Annotated in this window: 16 protein-coding genes, 4 tRNA genes and 1 other annotated feature; of the genes, 6 read left to right on the forward strand and 14 right to left on the reverse strand. The window is 63.8% G+C overall.

Features of this window, described 5'->3' with window-relative positions:
- Window positions 1-2 precede the first annotated feature (2 nt).
- Window positions 3-851: a 3-mercaptopyruvate sulfurtransferase gene (gene sseA / locus EP867_RS02740; RefSeq protein ID WP_128486678.1), complete on the reverse strand. Its 849-nt coding sequence runs from the start codon at window positions 849-851 to the stop codon at window positions 3-5.
- A gap of 176 nt (window positions 852-1,027) precedes the next feature.
- Here sseA and EP867_RS02745 point away from each other — a divergent pair, with 176 nt between their 5' ends.
- Together EP867_RS02745 and EP867_RS02750 are read left to right on the forward strand one after the other, a co-directional pair.
- Window positions 1,028-2,455: an amidohydrolase gene (locus tag EP867_RS02745; protein ID WP_128486679.1), complete on the forward strand. Its 1,428-nt coding sequence runs from the start codon at window positions 1,028-1,030 to the stop codon at window positions 2,453-2,455.
- Window positions 2,456-2,550: 95 nt separating this feature from the next.
- The gene (locus EP867_RS02750; RefSeq protein WP_128486680.1) at window positions 2,551-3,069 is read left to right on the forward strand and encodes a DUF1269 domain-containing protein; all 519 of its coding nucleotides are present in this window, start codon (window positions 2,551-2,553) and stop codon (window positions 3,067-3,069) included.
- Window positions 3,070-3,121: 52 nt separating this feature from the next.
- Here EP867_RS02750 and mepA read toward each other — a convergent pair whose 3' ends face one another.
- The 13 genes from mepA to EP867_RS02815 all read right to left on the reverse strand — a co-directional run bounded on the left by mepA (window position 3,122) and on the right by EP867_RS02815 (window position 11,703).
- Complete coding sequence (mepA, locus tag EP867_RS02755) at window positions 3,122-4,021, reverse strand: penicillin-insensitive murein endopeptidase (RefSeq protein WP_128486681.1); 900 nt, start codon at window positions 4,019-4,021, stop codon at window positions 3,122-3,124.
- A complete protein-coding gene (locus tag EP867_RS02760; protein ID WP_128486682.1) occupies window positions 4,021-5,349 on the reverse strand; it encodes an MFS transporter in 1,329 nt (442 codons plus the stop codon). The genes mepA and EP867_RS02760 overlap by 1 nt, the downstream gene beginning before the upstream one ends.
- Window positions 5,350-5,431: 82 nt before the next feature.
- On the reverse strand, window positions 5,432-5,896 hold the full coding sequence (locus tag EP867_RS02765; RefSeq protein ID WP_128486683.1) for a PTS sugar transporter subunit IIA: 465 nt from the start codon (window positions 5,894-5,896) through the stop codon (window positions 5,432-5,434).
- A gap of 63 nt (window positions 5,897-5,959) precedes the next feature.
- Window positions 5,960-6,535 (reverse strand): ribosome hibernation-promoting factor, HPF/YfiA family, encoded by a 576-nt coding sequence (gene hpf, locus EP867_RS02770; RefSeq protein WP_128486684.1) that lies wholly within the window; start codon window positions 6,533-6,535, stop codon window positions 5,960-5,962.
- Between the two features lie 330 nt (window positions 6,536-6,865).
- Window positions 6,866-7,621, reverse strand: a complete 756-nt coding sequence (lptB, locus tag EP867_RS02775; protein WP_128486685.1) for an LPS export ABC transporter ATP-binding protein — start codon at window positions 7,619-7,621, stop codon at window positions 6,866-6,868.
- Window positions 7,621-8,124, reverse strand: a complete 504-nt coding sequence (locus EP867_RS02780) for an LptA/OstA family protein (protein ID WP_128486686.1) — start codon at window positions 8,122-8,124, stop codon at window positions 7,621-7,623. The genes lptB and EP867_RS02780 overlap by 1 nt, the downstream gene beginning before the upstream one ends.
- A 10-nt stretch (window positions 8,125-8,134) precedes the next feature.
- Window positions 8,135-8,767 (reverse strand): LPS export ABC transporter periplasmic protein LptC, encoded by a 633-nt coding sequence (gene lptC, locus EP867_RS02785; protein WP_128486687.1) that lies wholly within the window; start codon window positions 8,765-8,767, stop codon window positions 8,135-8,137.
- Window positions 8,768-8,789: 22 nt separating this feature from the next.
- A complete protein-coding gene (locus EP867_RS02790; protein ID WP_128486688.1) occupies window positions 8,790-9,404 on the reverse strand; it encodes a ribonuclease D in 615 nt (204 codons plus the stop codon).
- A 145-nt stretch (window positions 9,405-9,549) separates the two neighbouring features.
- On the reverse strand, window positions 9,550-10,947 hold the full coding sequence (locus tag EP867_RS02795; RefSeq protein ID WP_128486689.1) for a SulP family inorganic anion transporter: 1,398 nt from the start codon (window positions 10,945-10,947) through the stop codon (window positions 9,550-9,552).
- 18 nt (window positions 10,948-10,965) lie between these two features.
- Window positions 10,966-11,021 (reverse strand) — a sequence feature (sul1 is cis-regulatory element that is thought to sense ions involved in sulfur or methionine metabolism; They are found in Alphaproteobacteria).
- A 98-nt stretch (window positions 11,022-11,119) separates the two neighbouring features.
- Window positions 11,120-11,194, reverse strand: a tRNA-Glu gene (locus tag EP867_RS02800).
- A 60-nt stretch (window positions 11,195-11,254) separates the two neighbouring features.
- A tRNA-Glu gene (locus EP867_RS02805) sits at window positions 11,255-11,329 on the reverse strand.
- A gap of 164 nt (window positions 11,330-11,493) precedes the next feature.
- A tRNA-Gln gene (locus EP867_RS02810) sits at window positions 11,494-11,568 on the reverse strand.
- A 60-nt stretch (window positions 11,569-11,628) separates the two neighbouring features.
- Window positions 11,629-11,703, reverse strand: a tRNA-Gln gene (locus EP867_RS02815).
- Window positions 11,704-11,856: 153 nt separating this feature from the next.
- On the opposite strand from EP867_RS02815, the gene EP867_RS02820 reads away from it, so the two are divergent.
- The 4 genes from EP867_RS02820 to tmk all read left to right on the forward strand — a co-directional run bounded on the left by EP867_RS02820 (window position 11,857) and on the right by tmk (window position 16,151).
- Complete coding sequence (locus tag EP867_RS02820; RefSeq protein ID WP_128486690.1) at window positions 11,857-13,032, forward strand: BaiN/RdsA family NAD(P)/FAD-dependent oxidoreductase; 1,176 nt, start codon at window positions 11,857-11,859, stop codon at window positions 13,030-13,032.
- Between the two features lie 437 nt (window positions 13,033-13,469).
- Window positions 13,470-14,321 (forward strand): SPOR domain-containing protein, encoded by an 852-nt coding sequence (locus EP867_RS02825; RefSeq protein WP_128486691.1) that lies wholly within the window; start codon window positions 13,470-13,472, stop codon window positions 14,319-14,321.
- Window positions 14,322-14,367: 46 nt separating this feature from the next.
- Window positions 14,368-15,528 (forward strand): D-alanyl-D-alanine carboxypeptidase family protein, encoded by a 1,161-nt coding sequence (locus tag EP867_RS02830; RefSeq protein WP_128486692.1) that lies wholly within the window; start codon window positions 14,368-14,370, stop codon window positions 15,526-15,528.
- 5 nt (window positions 15,529-15,533) lie between these two features.
- Window positions 15,534-16,151 (forward strand): dTMP kinase, encoded by a 618-nt coding sequence (gene tmk / locus EP867_RS02835; protein ID WP_128486793.1) that lies wholly within the window; start codon window positions 15,534-15,536, stop codon window positions 16,149-16,151.
- Window positions 16,152-16,166 lie beyond the last annotated feature (15 nt).

Raw genomic sequence — 16,166 nt, forward strand, 5'->3', positions numbered from 1 at the left:
TCTCAGTCCTTTTCGACCGGCAGATCGTCATACATGCCCCATTCGGCCCAGGAGCCGTCATAAAGCGCATGGTTGCGGTGGCCCGCCCGCTCCAGCGCCAGTGACAGCACCGCTGCCGTGACCCCGGAGCCGCAGGAGGTGATCACCGGCTGCTCGGGCGTGACGCCAAGGCCCGCGAAAATCTCACGCAGCGCCTCAGGTGACTTCATGGTGCCATTGGCTTCCAGCACCTGACCAAAGGGCAGGTTCTTCGCGCCGGGGATATGGCCTGAGCGCAGACCGGGTCGCGGCTCGGCCTCAGCGCCTGAGAAGCGGCCCGGGGCGCGGGCGTCAAGGATGATATGGGATTTCAGCTTGGAGGCCTGGGCCACTTGGGTGACATCTTTCACCAGACCCGCCTGACGCTGCACCGTCATATGGCGGTCACGCATGACGGGGGGCAGATTTTCAAGGGCGCGGCCTTCGGCCTTCCACTTCGGCAGGCCCCCGTCGAGCACGGCGACATCTGTTTTGCCCATCAGCCGGAAGGTCCACCAGACCCGCGCGGCTGAGAAAAGCCCGTGGCCGTCGTAGATCACCACCTGATGACCGTCACCAATGCCCATGGCACGCATCCGCGAGATGAACTTCTCGGGCGGCGGCGCCATATGCGGCAGGGCCGAACGGGTATCGGAAATCTCTTCGATATCAAAGAAGCGCGCGCCGGGGATATGGCCGGCCTCATATTCGGCCTTCGCATCGCGACCCATGGCGGGCAGATACCAGGAGGCATCAATCACCCGCAGGTCAGGGTCTTTCAGATGCGCGTCGAGCCAGGCGGTCGACACCAGCGTGCGGGGATCATCGGTCATTAGGCAGCCTCCCGGTCTTTCGCTCTTTCCTAGCCCTCAGGGCAGGGCAGAGCAAGGGTAACGGGCAGGGCGCAAACCTCAGCCTTTCCGGTGAGGCGCGGCCTTGCAGGGCGCCTGCCGCGCTGCCACCATGGATCATCCGCCGCCACCGCCTGCGGCTCAGTGAGAGCGACAGAATGCAAAACCGATCCACCATCCCGGACCATATCGCCCGCCATCAGGAAGACCTGAAAGGCCTTGCCGACCGCGTCTGGGCCACGCCGGAGCTGCTTTACGGCGAGTTCCGCTCCTGCGATGCCCATACCGAGATGCTGGAGGCCAAGGGCTTTCGCGTCACCCGCAATCTCGCGGGCCTGCCCACCGCCGTCATGGGCGAGGCGGGTGAAGGCGGGCCGGTCATTGCGATCCTTGGCGAATATGATGCTCTGCCGGGGCTGAGCCAGGAGGCGGGGGTGGATTTCCACTCAGAGGTTGAGGGGGGCGGCAATGGTCATGGCTGCGGGCATAATCTTCTGGGGTCTGCCTCGCTGCTGGCGGCCTGCGCGCTGAAAGACTGGCTGGCCGCCACCGGCACGCCGGGACGGGTGCGCTATTACGGCTGCCCTGCCGAAGAGGGCGGCGCGGCAAAGGCCTTTATGGTGCGCGACGGCGCTTTTGATGATGTGGATGCGGCGGTCACCTGGCATCCGGGCGGCATCACCCGTGTCGATGATCCGCTGGCGCTGGCCAATACGCGCATCGATTTCACCTTCACCGGCCGGTCGTCTCATGCGGCGGCGACCCCGCATCTGGGCCGCTCAGCTCTTGATGCGGTGGAGCTGATGTCGGTGGGGGTGAACTATCTGCGCGAGCATATGGTGCAGGATGCCCGCATTCACTACGCCTATCTCGATGCCGGGGGCCGCGCGCCCAATGTGGTGCAGTCGAAAGCCACGGTGCGTTATTCGATCCGGGCGCTGAAACTGCCCGAGATGCTCTCGCTGGTCGAGCGGGTGAAAAAGGTGGCCGAAGGGGCCGCGCTGATGACGGAAACGAGTGTCGAACCGAAGGTGTTTTCGGCAGTCTCGAACCACCTCGAAAACCTGACGCTGGATAAGGCGATGCAGGCGGTGCTCGAGGAAATCGGCGGTGTGCCCTTTGATGACGCCGACCGCGCCTATGCCGCCAAGATCCGCGCCACGCTGACCGAAAACGATATTGCGGCGGAATTTGCCGTGATCAATCAGCCGCCCAATGACGATCTGCTTTGTGACTGGGTGGCCCCCTTCCGTCCGGGCGGCGAGCAGATGCTGGGCTCCACCGATGTGGGCGATGTGACCTGGAAGGTGCCCACCACGGAAGTGCTGGTCGCCACCGCGGCCATCGGCACGCCGCTTCACTCCTGGCAGATGACGGCCCAGGGCAAATCGCCGGCCGCCCACAAGGGCATGATCCATGCGGCCACTGCCATGGCGCGGCTGGGCGAGAAGCTGATCGCCGATCCGGCGCTGCTGGCTGAGGCAAAACGCGAACACGCGGACCGCCTTGCGCGCAGCCCCTTTGTCAGCCCGATCCCGCCGGAGGTTCAGGCCCCGATCCTGACCCGCGAAGAGGCGCTGGGCTGAGCCCTCCCGCGATCAGGCGTCCGCCGCGTGGCAACCCGATCGCGTCATGGCGGTTGGTGCTGCGGGGGGCTGCCCCGGATTTGTGAGAGGTTCTGATGTCTGAATTTATCGTAATCGGCTTTGACACGGTCACCGAGGCGGATGAAACGCTGTCGCGCCTGCGCCGCCTGCAGCGCGAATATCTGATCGATCTGGAAGATGCGGTGATCGCCACCCGCTCGGCGGAAGGCGCGGTCGATCTGAAACAGAGCGTTAATCTGGTCGGCATGGGCGCGGCCTCCTCGGGTGTCTCGGGGGCGATGTTCGGCACGCTGATCGGGCTTTTGTTCCTCAATCCGCTGGCGGGCATGGCCATCGGCGGCGCAATCGGCGCAGGGACCGGGGCGCTGGCGGGCTCTCTGGCGGATTACGGGATCAATGATGATCTGATCCGCGAGATTGCGGAGACTCTGACCCCCGGAACCTCAGCGCTTTTCCTTTTGGTGCGCAAAGCGCAGCCGGAAAAGGTCATGGCAGAATTCAAGGACACCAGGGGCCGCATCATCCGCTCGTCGCTTTCGCCCGAGGATGAAGAGAAGCTGCGCTCGGCCATTGCCGGTCTGAACGCCGCTTGAGGCGATGCGACTGCGCCAATGAAAAAGACCGCCCCGGGGGGGCGGTCTTTTGTTATTCCGTCAGCACCTGATGGCAGGCGGCGGGCAGATCCGCCATGGTGTAATCGCGCGGGCCACGCGGGCGCGGCTGCGGCGGCGGTTTCGGGCCGGTCTGTTTGGGCGGGTTCAGGTAATCCGTCACCCACCAGGTCAGCGTCTCATCACAGCCATTGCCACCCTTCGACAACTCCTGCACCGTCGGCGTCTGGGTCTGACACGACCCGCCAGAGCCGGGCGGGCATTTCAGGCGGACGTGGAAATGGGTGTCATGCCCCGCCACGGGGCGGATCTTCTGCAGCCAGCGGGTGTCGGATGAACGCGCCGAGCGGCACATCTCAATCTTCACGGCGGCTGCGACGAAAATGCGGTCCACCCGGTCATCCGAAGCGGCCGCACGCAAGAGTGCGTGGTGGCTGGCGGTCCAGTTGCGCGTCACGCTGCGCTGATCGGCACTGCGCACGGGGATCGAGGAGATCTTTTCACGCTCGGCCCGCGAGAGGTTCAGCCGCTGCGGCGGCAGCATCCAGATATCAGCATCCAGCCCGATCTGGTGGCTGGCATGGCCCGAGACCATGGGACCGCCGCGCGGCTGGCTGATGTCACCGATATAAAGCCCGCGCCAGCCGATCTGCTGCGCCGCGACTGAGAGCTCCTGCAGAAAGCGGATCGTCTCCGGGTGGCCCCAGTTGCGGTTGCGCGAGAGCCGCATCGCCTGCCAGGAGGGGCCGGTTTCCGGCAGTTGCACCAGACCTGCCGCGCAGCCCTTGGCGTAAGAGCCAATGGGTGCCGGGCGGTGCGGGCTGGGGGTGGTTTTGGCGCCAAACAGCTGATTGGCCTTTTGCTGGGCCAGGGCCACACCCGGAACAGCGCCGGGCAGCATCAGCGCGGCGAGCAGCGCAAATCTTAAAAACATCAATGGGTACCTCCCTCGGGACGCACCCAGAGTAGCAGCACAAGCCCGATCAGAAAAAGCCCGATCAGCGGAAGAATGCCAAGCTGCTGGCTGCCGGTCAGCTGGGTGGTGACGGCAATGCTCAGCGGGGCCATCCAGGCCATGGCCTTGCCGGTCAGCGCATAAAGGCCGAAATCCTCGGTCATGCGGTGGGGATGTGCCTGGCGCACCATCATCGTGCGGCTTGCCGATTGCAGGATGCCACCGCCTGCGCCGATCAGGCAGCCGATGACGTAAAAGGCAATATCGGGCGCGAAGCTTTCTGGTCCGACGGGCAGGCCAAAGACCTTAGTCCGCGAGACATAGACCACCGCGATACAGACCAGCAGCATCAGAAGAACGGATGCGGCGATGACGGGCTTCGGGCCAAAGCGGCTGTCGAGCCGTCCGCCCCACCAGGCGAAGATCGCCCCGGTGATCGCGGCCAGGATGCCGAAGATGCCGACATTGGTCACCGACCAGCCCAGAACCCCTGCCGCATAGATGCCGCCGAAGGTATACATCCCGTTCAGCCCGTCGCGGTAAAAGGTCGAAGACAAAAGATAGGCCGCGAGGCTGCGGTTGGCGGGCAGGGCGCGGATATGCGCCAGGGTGTCCGGAAAGGCGCGGCGGGTGGCAGCGAGGATCCCGGTGCCAGGCCGGCGCGGCTCGCGCACCCACAGGAAGAAAGGCACCATAAAGACTGCAAACCAGATCGCGGTGAAGGGACCGACAAAGCGCGTCCCCTCGCGCGTCTCAGGATCAAGGCCGAAGAGCGGCGCAAGACCGATCAGCGTGGTCCCCTCTGTGCCTTCTGCGAAAAACAGCAGCATGATCGCAAGGGCAATCACGCCGCCGACATAGCCAAAGGCCCAGCCGCTGCCGGAGATCCGCCCCAGCTCTTCGCGCGGGGCCAGATCAGGCATCATGGCATTGGTGAAGGTGGTGGCAAATTCCATCCCGATGAGGCCCACCGAGAAGGAGAACATCACCCACCAGATGTTGAAATCCTGCGGTGAGGACCACCAGAGCCCCCAGGCCCCCAACACATAAAGCAGCGAGAAAAGGACAATGAAGCCCATCCGCCGACCGGTTTTATCGGCAATCGCGCCCAGCACCGGCGAGAGAAGCGCAATGGCCAGTCCCGCCAGCCCCACGCCATAGCCCCAGATGGCCTGAGCGGTGGAGCCGTCTCCGATCAGCGAGACCACATAGGGCCCGAAGATGAAGGTCAGCAAAAGCGTATTATAGGGCTGGCTGGCGAAGTCGAAAAAATACCAGCCCCGAATGCGCTTCTGCGTGGGTGTCATAAGATGGCTCCGGCGGGTGAGGGGAGAGGGCGCCGCTGGCGCCCCGGAGGCTCAGATCACTCGTGACAAAACCGGGCTGCGATCATGCCGCCGCCTGGGGGCGGCTTTCGGTCAGGATCGCGTAGATCGTCGCCGGGGCCAGATTGGCGCGCAGCTTGGCGCAGACCTGCTGGTCACGCATGGTGCGCGAGATCAGCGCAAGGGCCTTCAGATGCTCAACGCCGCTGTCTTTGGGCGCAAAGAGCGTGAAGATCAGATCCACCGGCTGACGGTCGACGCTGTCAAAGTCCATCGGCTTTTCCAGCCGGAAGAACAGCCCGACAATGCGGTCGAGCCCTTCGAGACGGGCGTGGGGCAGCGCAATGCCATGGCCCACGCCGGTCGGCCCAAGGCTTTCACGCTCCTGCAGGCCGTCGATTGCAACGGCAGCCGGCAGGCCATAGGCCGAGGCTGCGACTTCACCAAGCTCCTGAAACAGGCGCTTTTTGCTGGTCATAGAACCCAGAACGCGCACGGCTTCGGGTTTGAGGATTTTCGAGATGTCCATGTCCATCCGTAAAGCAGGAAGAGCGCGGGCCCGGAAGGCCTCCCGGGCGCGCGCGGCTGGCCGCTATTTGCTGTTGCGGGGGTCGATCCAGCCGATATTGCCGTCTTCACGGCGATAGACCACGTTCACCCCGCCATGTCCTTCGTTGCGGAACACCAGAAGTTTCTGGGCCGACAGTTCCAGCTGCATGACCGCTTCACCAACGGAAATCTCGGGAACCCGGGTTTCCATCTCAGCGATGACGACGGGCTGCAGCGAGTCGTCTTCCGAATCCTCCGTCTCTTCGGTAGCTGCCAGGATATACGACTGGCCCGTGCCAAATTCAACAGGGCGTGACCGGCGGCCATAATGGTCACGCAGGCGGCGCTTGTGGCGGCGCAGCTGCTTATCAAGCCGCTCGCGGCAGGCCTCAAAGGCGGGGTAAATCTCGGTTGCCTTGCCGCTGGCAGTCGCCGTCAGCCCGGTTGAGAGATGGAGGGTCGCTTCGCAGACCATCTCATGGGCCTTGCGTGAGAATGTGACAACGGCTTCGGTCGGGCGTTGGGCGTATTTCTCAACCGTCTCATTGAGCTCAGACTTTACATGTGTCTGCAGAGCGTCGCCGATGTCGAGCTGCCGTCCGCTGATCTGATACCGCATGATGCCTCCTTCGCTGTGGAAAAGCCGCACCCGTCCCGACGAGCGGGCTGGTTTGCCGGCGCTTTGTGGCCGCACCGATGGGGTGCGGCGCGGGGCCGTCTTCTCTCCGGGCCTGGCTGCGGGGAACCGCAGGGCTGACGACCGGATGAAACTGAGAAGCTCGGGTCATACGCATCCCTCAGATTGGGCAACGGGGCGGAGCATATGTCAACTGCCCTCTCCGGTCTCAGCGGAGCTTTTCCGATGCCGCATGGCCACATTGGCGTGATCGCCAATCAAATAAAAACCCGCCCCTTTCAGGGCGGGTCAGATGCTGCGCGGCAGCATGTTTCAGGAGACGCGGAAGCCCTGGCCGAGATAGACGCGGCGGACATTTTCGTCCTGCACCACCTCGTCAGCGGTGCCGCTCATCAAGACTTTTCCGTCATGCAGAATATAAGCGCGGTCAACGATCTCAAGCGTTTCGCGGACGTTGTGATCGGTGATCAGCACGCCGATGCCACGGTCTTTCAGATCATGCACCAGGCCGCGGATATCGCCGACCGAAATCGGATCCACCCCGGCGAAAGGCTCATCGAGCAGCACATAGCGCGGCGAGGCGGCGAGGCAGCGCGCAATCTCAACCCGGCGGCGCTCCCCACCCGACAGCGCGATGGCCGGGGCTTCGCGCAGATGGGTGATGGAAAATTCGCTCAAAAGCTCTTCAAGACGCTCGCGCCGCGCGTGGCGGTCCGCGACGGCGATCTCAAGGACGGATTTGATATTGTCCTCCACCGAGAGGCCGCGAAAAATAGAGACCTCCTGGGGCAGATAGCCAAGGCCGAGCCGCGCGCGGCGATACATCGGCAGGCCCGTGACATCGTGATCATCCATCCGCACTTCGCCTGCATCGGGCTGAATAAGGCCCGCGACGCAGTAAAAGCTGGTGGTTTTGCCAGAGCCGTTCGGCCCCAGAAGGGCCACAACCTCGCCCCGGCCAAGATCGATGTTCACATCGCGCAGAACGGGACGTTTGCGGTAGCTTTTGGCCAGACCGCGGATCGACAGGCCGCCTCCGGGATGCGGCTGACCGGAAGTTACGGCCATCAGTTCCCCGCCTTCGGTTCGGTGTTAAAGAGCGTTTTCACCCGGCCTTCCATCCGGCCGGTCCCGCTGCGCAGATCTGCCACCAGGCGCTCACCCGCGATGGTGCTGGGGCCCTGGGTCAGAAGGACATCGCCGCTCATGACGAGGCCGCCGGTGGCAACATCATAGCGCGCCTCCCGGGCTTCTGCCGCATCCGCCGCCGTGACGATGGTCACACCGCCCTGGGCATGGATCTCTTTGATCTGCTGGCCCTCAGTGCCATAGATCACTTCGACGCGCGGGGCGGTCAGGCGCATCTCGCCCTGGATGACCAGCACTTCGCCCTCCAGAATGGCCAGACCGGCGTCGCGGTCGATGCTCAGGGTCTCGGAGGTGACCTCAACCGGGGCACCGGGATCCTGCTTAAGGCCGCTGAACCCCACAGAGGTTCCCTGCGCCAGAGCGGCTCCGCTCAGGCCGGACAGAAGGGCAAGGGTCAGACCAGTGCGGCGAAGGGAATACATCAAAGCCATCTCACGGTGCGGAGGGGGGAGCGGAAGGGGAAGACGCGGATTGCGGCTGGTATAGCAGCCGGACGCCGCCTTTGAAAACCACAACCTCGCCGCCCTTCGCGCCTGTGCGGGTCAGCTGCATACTGCCGGCCTCAAGCTGTGTTCCCGGGGCCTCTGCGCGGATCTCACCGGGGGCTGTCAGGGCGCTGCGGTCAAGCTTGAGGTCAAGTTTCTCGGTGGTCATCAGATAGCCGCCGGCCGTGGTCAGCTGCACCGCTGTCTGCAGGGTCAGCTCTCCGGCGGTCGGCTCAATACGGGCGGTCTCAGCCACGGCGCGTGTCTCCTCCCCGGCAGGCGAGATCAGCCGCAGAACGGGCTCGGCCGCATGGGCGCCGGTCGCAGCACCCGGCCAGGCACGGGCAGCGGTGAAGAGGATCTCATCGCCCTCTTCGGTGACACCGGCATACTGCGGTGCGGTCAGCCGCGGATCGCGCAGCAGTTCCTCGATATCAACGGTGGCCCAAGGCAGGGCATCTTCCGGGTCGAGCGTGCGCGCCAGCAGAAAAACCGTCGACAACAGAGCAAGCGCCGTCAGCGGAAGGCCCACTTTCAGCAGGCTGACCAGTCGGGAATGGGCTTTATCGCGCTTGCGCAAACTGCGGGCTCCGGTGTTTCGCTCAGTGCTGGAAGATATCGGCGGAATTGTCCCAGCCCATCAGATCAAGCTCGGCCCGGATCGGCAGAAAGTCAAACAAACGCTGCGCGAGATCGCTGCGGTCTTCGCGGATCAGCCGCTCTTCAAGAGCGGCTTTCAGCCGGTGCAGATAAAGAACATCCGAGGCCGCATAGCTCATCTGTGCCTCGGTCAGCGTGGCCGCCCCCCAGTCTGAGGTCTGCTGCTGCTTGGAGATATCCACGCCGATCATCTCCGTGAGCAGATATTTCAGCCCGTGGCGGTCGGTATAGGTGCGGATCAGACGGGAGGCGATTTTGGTGCACCAGGCATTGACGCAAAGCGTGCCGAAGGCCTGCTTCAGAATCGCAATATCGAAGCGGCCATAATGAAAGAGCTTGGTGACCTGCGGATCGGCCAGCAGCGCCTGAAGGCGCGGGGCCGAGGTCTGACCCCGCTCGATCTGAACCAGATGCGCCGAGCCGTCGCCAGAGGAAAGCTGCACAAGGCAGAGACGGTCGCGGCGCGGATCAAGGCCAAGGGTCTCGGTGTCGATGGCCACAACCGGGCCCAGATCCAGCCCCTCGGGGAGGTCATTGCGGTACAGATGAAGGGTCACGCTGGCGCTCCGGCTGGCATCGGGGGAACTGACTTTTCGCATAGCGCCGCCAGGGCAGGGGGTCAACGCGCCCCGTGCCCCGGGACCGGCAGCCGCAGCCGCATCGGCAAGTCGCCGCGCGGCGGGTGTTTTGCGTCCGGTGATTTTACGCATCGGGTCCTCCGCGAATGATCAGCGCCAGCCCCGCCGCATCAAACCGCGCCTTCAATGCGCTCAGGGCCTCTGTTGCCGTGATGTCCCAAAGCCGCGCCGCTGTCAGATCAAGGGTGACGGGGGCGGTGTGATCGCTTTCACGAATGGCTGCAAAAAGATCCGGGGCCGAGGCAAAGAACAAAGGCCCGCTGAGACTATAGACATCCCCGTCGCGCCGGAGCTGTGCCGAATGCGCCAGCGTGGCCGTGAAAAAGACCGCGCTCGTCAGCACGCCACAGAGCACACCAAGCGAGAGGTTATGGGTGAAAATGGTCACCGCCACGGTGATCAGCATCACGACAGCCGAAAGGCGCGGCATGATGTGGAGCCGGCGCAGCGAGCCCCAGTCAAAGGTATCCACCGAGACCAGGATCATAATCGCCACCAGCGCCGCCACAGGCACCGCCGCGATCACATCCTTCAGCGCCACCATCAGCACCAGCAAAAGCCCGCCCGCGGCCAGGGTCGAAAGCCGCCTGCGTCCGCCGTATTTCACATTCGAGACGGTCTGCCCGATCATGCCACAGCCTGCGATGCCGCCAAAAAGGCTGGCCGCGATATTGGCAAGGCCCAGTCCGCGCGCTTCGGCATCGGGGTTTGAGGTGGTCTTTGTCAGATCATCCACCACCCGCGCTGTCATCAGCGATTCCAGCAGCCCCACCATGGCAATCGCAAGCGCAGGCAGGAAAATGATTTTCAACAGATCTAAGGAGAGGCTGACCTGCGGCAGCGCAAAGACCGGAAGGCCTGAGGGAAGCGCCCCCAGATCGGCCACCCGCGCCACCGGCAGGCCCGCGATTTCCGCCAGCAGCGTCAGCACCACCACACAGATCAGCGGGGCCGGGATTGCGGTGGTCAGACGCGGCATCACCAGAATGATCGCAAGCCCGAAGGCCATCATCGCCAGGCCCAAAGGCCCCGCGCTGAGAATATGGGGAAGCTGGGCTGCAAAGATCAGCACCGCCAGCGCATTCACAAAGCCCGTCCGCACCGGGTTTGAGACAAAACGCATCAGACTGCTGAGACGCCCGAAGCCAAAGGCCAGTTGAAACAGGCCCGCCAGCAGACCGGCGGCAAAGAGATAGTCAACGCCATGCTCTTTCACCAGCGGCGCCACCACCAGCGCCACAGAGCCTGCGGCGGCAGAGATCATCGCCGGACGCCCGCCAAAGACAGCGATTACCAGCGAAATGATGAAAGAGGCATAAAGTCCGGTCGCCGGATCAATCCCGGCGGTGAAGGAAAAAGCGATAACCTCAGGGATCAGGGCAAAAGTTGCCACCGCCCCGGCAAGGATCTCGCGCAGCGGATTGGCCTGCCACTGACGCAGATAGGTTTGAAGAACGGGCATCAAAAAGGCCTGGGTCGTTAGGGTCCGGCGGATCAGCGGCCGGAAGAGCCACCCGGGCTCGCACCGGGTCCTTGCGGATGGGCTTTGATAGCGGCTGGCCGGGGGCAGGCCAATGCCCGAAGAGGACGCAGGGACATGAAAAAACCGCCCCGAGGGGCGGTTTTCAGCAAAGTGGCAGCCCGTAGGGGAGTCGAACCCCTCTTTTCAGGTTGAAAACCTGACGTCCTAACCGATAGACGAACGGGCCACTTTTGCGTCTTCTGATCTCTCAGAAGTTATGGTGCGGCATTTCATCCGCGCTCAGAACTGGCAGCCCGTAGGGGAGTCGAACCCCTCTTTTCAGGTTGAAAACCTGACGTCCTAACCGATAGACGAACGGGCCATCTGCTCTGTGAGGCGGTTTCTACGGAGAACGCCTGCCGCCCGCAAGAGAAAAAATCGCGAAATGTGAAATTTTTCCAACGACTTGTCAGAGCGGCAGAGAGGGTATTGGAAAAACGAAAAAACCGCCTGAAAGGGCGGGTGCGGATGGATCTGAGAGAAAACTGGCTGGGGTACTAGGATTCGAACCTAGGAATGTCGGTACCAAAAACCGATGCCTTACCACTTGGCGATACCCCAACCGGGAGGCCTTTTATAGAGGCCGCATTTCCAATCTGCAACGGGTGCAGAGAAGAAAGTTGGCTGGGGTACTAGGATTCGAACCTAGGAATGTCGGTACCAAAAACCGATGCCTTACCACTTGGCGATACCCCAACCTTTGAAGCAGTTTGACCGTTGCTCCGTCGGTGTGAGGGGTGTTTAGCCAAGGCTCAGACTGGCCGCAAGAGGAAAAATCCCATAACTTCGCGTTGCTTGCGGAAATTCTTTCTGACATCTGCGAAGGCTCAGCAAAATAAGGCCGGTGACATGGATAAGCGCGATGTGGTGATTTTGGGTGCCGGTGCGGCGGGCCTCTTTGCGGGGATTGAAGCCGCGCGGCGCGGGCGCTCGGTGCTGGTGATTGACCATGCGGCCAAAGCGGCGGGAAAGATCCGCATCTCCGGGGGCGGGCGGTGCAACTTTACCAATCTCGGGATCGCGCCTGACCGCTATCTCTCTGATAACCCGCGTTTTGCCCGCTCCGCGCTCAGCCGCTATACCCAGCACGACTTCATTGCGCGGATGCAGGGCTGGGGCATCGCCTATCACGAAAAGACGCTGGGGCAGCTCTTTTGTGACGGTAAGGCCGATCAGGTCATCGATGCGCTTTTGCGCGATCTGGGGGCGGCCGGCGGGGAGCTGGCCTGCGGTGTCTCGATCAGCGATGTCTCTTATAACGGGCGCTATATTATAGCGACCTCGCGGGGGGTGGTCTCGGCAGAGAAGCTGGTGGTGGCGACCGGCGGGCGCTCGATCCCGAAGATGGGGGCGACCGGCATCGGCTATGATCTGGCGCGGCAGTTCGGGCTGAGGATCGTGGCGACCCGGGCGGGCCTTGTGCCGCTGACCTTCTCGGATGCCCTGCGCGAAGAGATGGCTTCGCTTGCAGGTCTGTCGCTCGAGGCGGTGGTCAGCAGCGGGAAGGCGGCTTTCCGGGAGGGGCTTCTTTTCACCCACCGGGGTCTTTCCGGCCCGTCGATCCTGCAGATCTCAAGCTATTGGCGCGAGGGAGAGACGATCCGGGTGGATTTCATGCCGGGTCAAGATGTTGCGGCAAAGATCGCAGAGGTGAAGCGGGGCGCGGGCGGGCAGATTACCGGCAATGCGCTGGCAAAGCTCTTTCCCGCGCGGCTGGCGAGTCAGCTGGCGTCCTGGGCCGGGACGACGGGGCGGATTGCCGATCTGAAGGCGGCGGATCTGCAGCGGCTGGCAAAGACGCTCGGCGGTTTTGAGATCAGCCCCATGGGGACTGAGGGCTACCGCACCGCAGAGGTGACGCTGGGCGGTGTGGACACCCGCGACCTTGATGCAAAGACCATGGAGGCCCGTGGCCAGCCTGGACTTTATTTCATCGGCGAGGTGGTCGATGTCACGGGCTGGCTGGGGGGCTATAACTTCCAGTGGGCCTGGTCATCGGGCTGGGCGGCAGGGCAGGCGGTGTAAACAACCTCCCTCTCTCTTCTTATAAGAGCTGCGGGAAAGGCGGTCCGGCGGTGATCTTCGGCCGGGTCCCCCTATGCCTCGCCGCAGCACCTCTTCAGGAAGGGTCTTCTGTGGCAGATCAGAAGGGGGGAGGCTATAAGGCCGCTCCCCTTGCGCTCCGGAAAGGTCCGGGGCTTTGGTCCTCGCTGTCGGGCGGTCCTGCTTTGTCACTCTGCGCAGGGTCGGGACTTTCAGGGGTGAGACGACGTTTTTCCGAAGTTTCCGACCCTGACAGCCGCTGTTCAATTTCCGGCGAGAGGGGGCTGGTTTTCGCAATCGGCATTTGCTGCACACTTTCCACCCCGAGTGCGCGCCGCTATGATACGGGCGAATTTCAATCCGGCCGCCCCTGGGGCGGGCCGCAGAAAGGTCGGGCAAACCGGCTGAGGGGGCAGACGATGGCAGGGCGCAATGCGCGTGCGTGGATTCTTGCGGCCGGCGCTCTGGCCGTTCTCAGTGGTTGCCTTGAGGGTGCGTCGTCCACCGACAGCGCCCCGGTCTCCTCCGGCGGCACCACCCGTGTGGTGGAGCGTGACACTGAAGCACCGGATGTCTTTCAGAAGTCGGACATGGGCCTCTGGGATGGCCGCCCCTCGCTTGGCGGTGTCTGGGTTGCCTATCCGGGGGTGAAAGACCCTGAGCGGGTGATCATCCGCAATCCGGCCAATGGCAAATTCGTCATCGGTGCGCTCTTCCGCCGCGAGCGTGAGATGCCGGGGCCGAAACTTCAGGTCTCCTCCGATGCCGCAGCCGCACTTGAGATGCTGGCTGGTGCACCCGTGAAACTCGATGTCACCGCACTGCGCCGGGAAGAGGCCCCGGTCGCGGTGGCCCCGGTCGCGGTGGCCCCGGCGGCGCCGGTGCTCGATCAGGCTGAGACCATCGCGACTGAGGCCCTGCCTGCGGGTGCTGCTCCGGCCACCGCCCCGACGGCTGCGGTAACGCCTCAGGCGCGTCCCGCCCAAGCGGCGGCCCCTGCAGCCGCTCCGGCCGCGCCCCGTGCGGCTCCGGCAGCGACCTCGGGGCGCAACCTTGTGCAGATCGGGATCTTCAGTGTTGAGGCAAATGCCCGCAGCGCCGTCTCTCAGCTTGGCAAAGCCGGTGTGAAAGCCGAAGTTCGCCAGGAAAGCAGCCAGGGCAAGACCTTCTGGCGCGTGACCGCCGGTCCGGCGGAGGCCGCCGGTCGGGATGCTCTGCTCGGCAAGGTCAAAGCTGCCGGCTTTAAAGATGCCTATTTCGTCTCGCGCTGAGCGCGGGACGGTTACGTTACGGCCCGGATTTACGAAGGAACCTGCCATGAAACCTCTCCGCCTGATTCCCGCTCTGGTGCCTGCGGTCGCGGCAGCGCTTCTTGCCAGCACCGCCTTCGGCTTTGAAACCCGGGCAAAAGCGGCCTGGGTCTATGATATGACCACGGGCTCGGTGCTGCTGGAGAAAGATGCGCATCGCGCCCTTCCGCCGGCCTCGATGTCCAAGCTGATGACCCTTTATATCCTCTTTGAGGCGGTCCGCGATGGTCGCGTGTCGATGGATACGGAGTTCTCGGTGTCGAGCAAAGCCCGCGCGATGGGCGGCTCGACGATGTTCCTGAACGAGCAGGACCGTCCCACGGTCCAGGATCTGATCCGCGGCATTATCGTCAATTCGGGCAATGACGCCTGTGTTGTGGTGGCCGAAGGTCTGGCAGGCAGCGAAGAGGCCTTTGCGAAACTCGCGACCGAGCGGGCGCGCGCGCTGGGAATGGCTGATACCACCCTCGCCAATTCCTCGGGCTGGCCGCATCCGGAGCATCGGATGTCGATGAGCGATCTGGGCATTCTGGCGCAGCGCCTCATTGAGGATTTCCCGGAATATTACCCGATCTTCTCGGAGACGCATTTTAACTACAAAGACCGCGCCCCGGCCAATGCCCGCAACCGCAACCCGCTGCTGAGCCTGGGTGTCGGCGCGGATGGTCTGAAAACCGGCCATACCGCTGAGGCAGGCTACAGCCTTGTCGGCTCGGTCAAACAGGGCGACCGCCGGCTGATCTTCGTCATCTCGGGCCTTGAGACCGAAGTGGCGCGGGCCGAAGAAAGCGAGCGCATCACCAACTGGGCCTTCCGTCAGTTCAGTCTGCGCACCATCGCCAATGAAAAGATGCGCGTGGCCGAAGCGCCGGTCTTTCTGGGCGAAGCGGCCAGCGTTGGCCTGATTGCTGCTGAGAACGTGCAGGTTCTGGTGCCCGCCACCCCCGGTAAGGGCGTGACCGCCCGGGTGGAATGGCAGGGGCCGCTTCATGCGCCGCTGAAAGCGGGGGACCGGGTGGGCGAGCTGATCGTCTCGGTGCCGGATATGCCTGAGCTGCGCAGCCCCGTGCTGGTCGAAGCCGATGTGCCGAAGGCGGGCTTCCTGAACCGTCTGACCACGGCGGTTTCGGTGCTCGGTGGTCGTGCGGCCTCGAAGCTGGTCTTCTGAGCGTGCTGTCAGCGGGTAAGGGGCTGTTCATCAGCTTTGAAGGGATCGACGGCTCGGGAAAATCCACCCAGGCCCGTCGTCTGGCGGAAACTCTGCGGGCTGAGGGTCATGAGGTGGTTCTGACCCGCGAGCCGGGGGGCAGCCCCGGTGCGGAAGAGATCCGCCGCCTGGTGCTGGAGGGCGAGGCGGACCGCTGGTCTGCTGAGACTGAGCTTTTGTTGTTCACCGCAGCGCGGCGTGATCACCTGGAGCGCACCATCCGCCCGGCGCTGGCGCGGGGGGCTTTGGTGATCTGTGACCGCTATGTCGATTCGACCCGCGTCTATCAGGGCGTCACGCGCGGCGATCTGCGCGCGACGGTGGATGCTTTGCATGAACTGGTGATCGGCCAGGACCCGGATCTGACGCTTCTGATCGATATTGACCCTCAGGAGGGGCTGTCCCGGGCCGTCGCCCGCGCCGGGGGGGAGCAGCGTTTTGAGGATATGGGCCTCGCGATGCAGGCGCTGATGCGCGGCGCCTTCCTCGATCTGGCAGCCACCGCGCCGCAGCGCTTTCGCGTCATCGACGGGGCGGGAGATGCCGATACCGTGGCCGGGCGTGTGCGGGCCGCGCTGGGCTGACGTCTTGGCAGCGCG

Source organism: Falsigemmobacter intermedius, from assembly GCF_004054105.1.
Lineage (GTDB): Bacteria > Pseudomonadota > Alphaproteobacteria > Rhodobacterales > Rhodobacteraceae > Wagnerdoeblera > Wagnerdoeblera intermedia.

Excerpts from the sequence above, each read along its gene's own strand:
- EP867_RS02795 (WP_128486689.1), bottom strand. The coding sequence starts at position 10,947 with ATGCCCGTTCTTCAAACCTATCTGCGTCAGTGGCAGGCCAATCCGCTG.
- EP867_RS02760 (WP_128486682.1), bottom strand. The coding sequence starts at position 5,349 with ATGACACCCACGCAGAAGCGCATTCGGGGCTGGTATTTTTTCGACTTC.
- mepA (WP_128486681.1), bottom strand. The coding sequence starts at position 4,021 with ATGTTTTTAAGATTTGCGCTGCTCGCCGCGCTGATGCTGCCCGGCGCT.
- lptB (WP_128486685.1), bottom strand. The coding sequence starts at position 7,621 with ATGGCCGTAACTTCCGGTCAGCCGCATCCCGGAGGCGGCCTGTCGATC.
- sseA (WP_128486678.1), bottom strand. The coding sequence starts at position 851 with ATGACCGATGATCCCCGCACGCTGGTGTCGACCGCCTGGCTCGACGCG.
- EP867_RS02820 (WP_128486690.1), top strand. The coding sequence starts at position 11,857 with ATGGATAAGCGCGATGTGGTGATTTTGGGTGCCGGTGCGGCGGGCCTC.
- EP867_RS02765 (WP_128486683.1), bottom strand. The coding sequence starts at position 5,896 with ATGGACATCTCGAAAATCCTCAAACCCGAAGCCGTGCGCGTTCTGGGT.
- hpf (WP_128486684.1), bottom strand. The coding sequence starts at position 6,535 with ATGCGGTATCAGATCAGCGGACGGCAGCTCGACATCGGCGACGCTCTG.
- EP867_RS02830 (WP_128486692.1), top strand. The coding sequence starts at position 14,368 with ATGAAACCTCTCCGCCTGATTCCCGCTCTGGTGCCTGCGGTCGCGGCA.
- EP867_RS02750 (WP_128486680.1), top strand. The coding sequence starts at position 2,551 with ATGTCTGAATTTATCGTAATCGGCTTTGACACGGTCACCGAGGCGGAT.
- EP867_RS02780 (WP_128486686.1), bottom strand. The coding sequence starts at position 8,124 with ATGTATTCCCTTCGCCGCACTGGTCTGACCCTTGCCCTTCTGTCCGGC.
- EP867_RS02745 (WP_128486679.1), top strand. The coding sequence starts at position 1,028 with ATGCAAAACCGATCCACCATCCCGGACCATATCGCCCGCCATCAGGAA.
- EP867_RS02825 (WP_128486691.1), top strand. The coding sequence starts at position 13,470 with ATGGCAGGGCGCAATGCGCGTGCGTGGATTCTTGCGGCCGGCGCTCTG.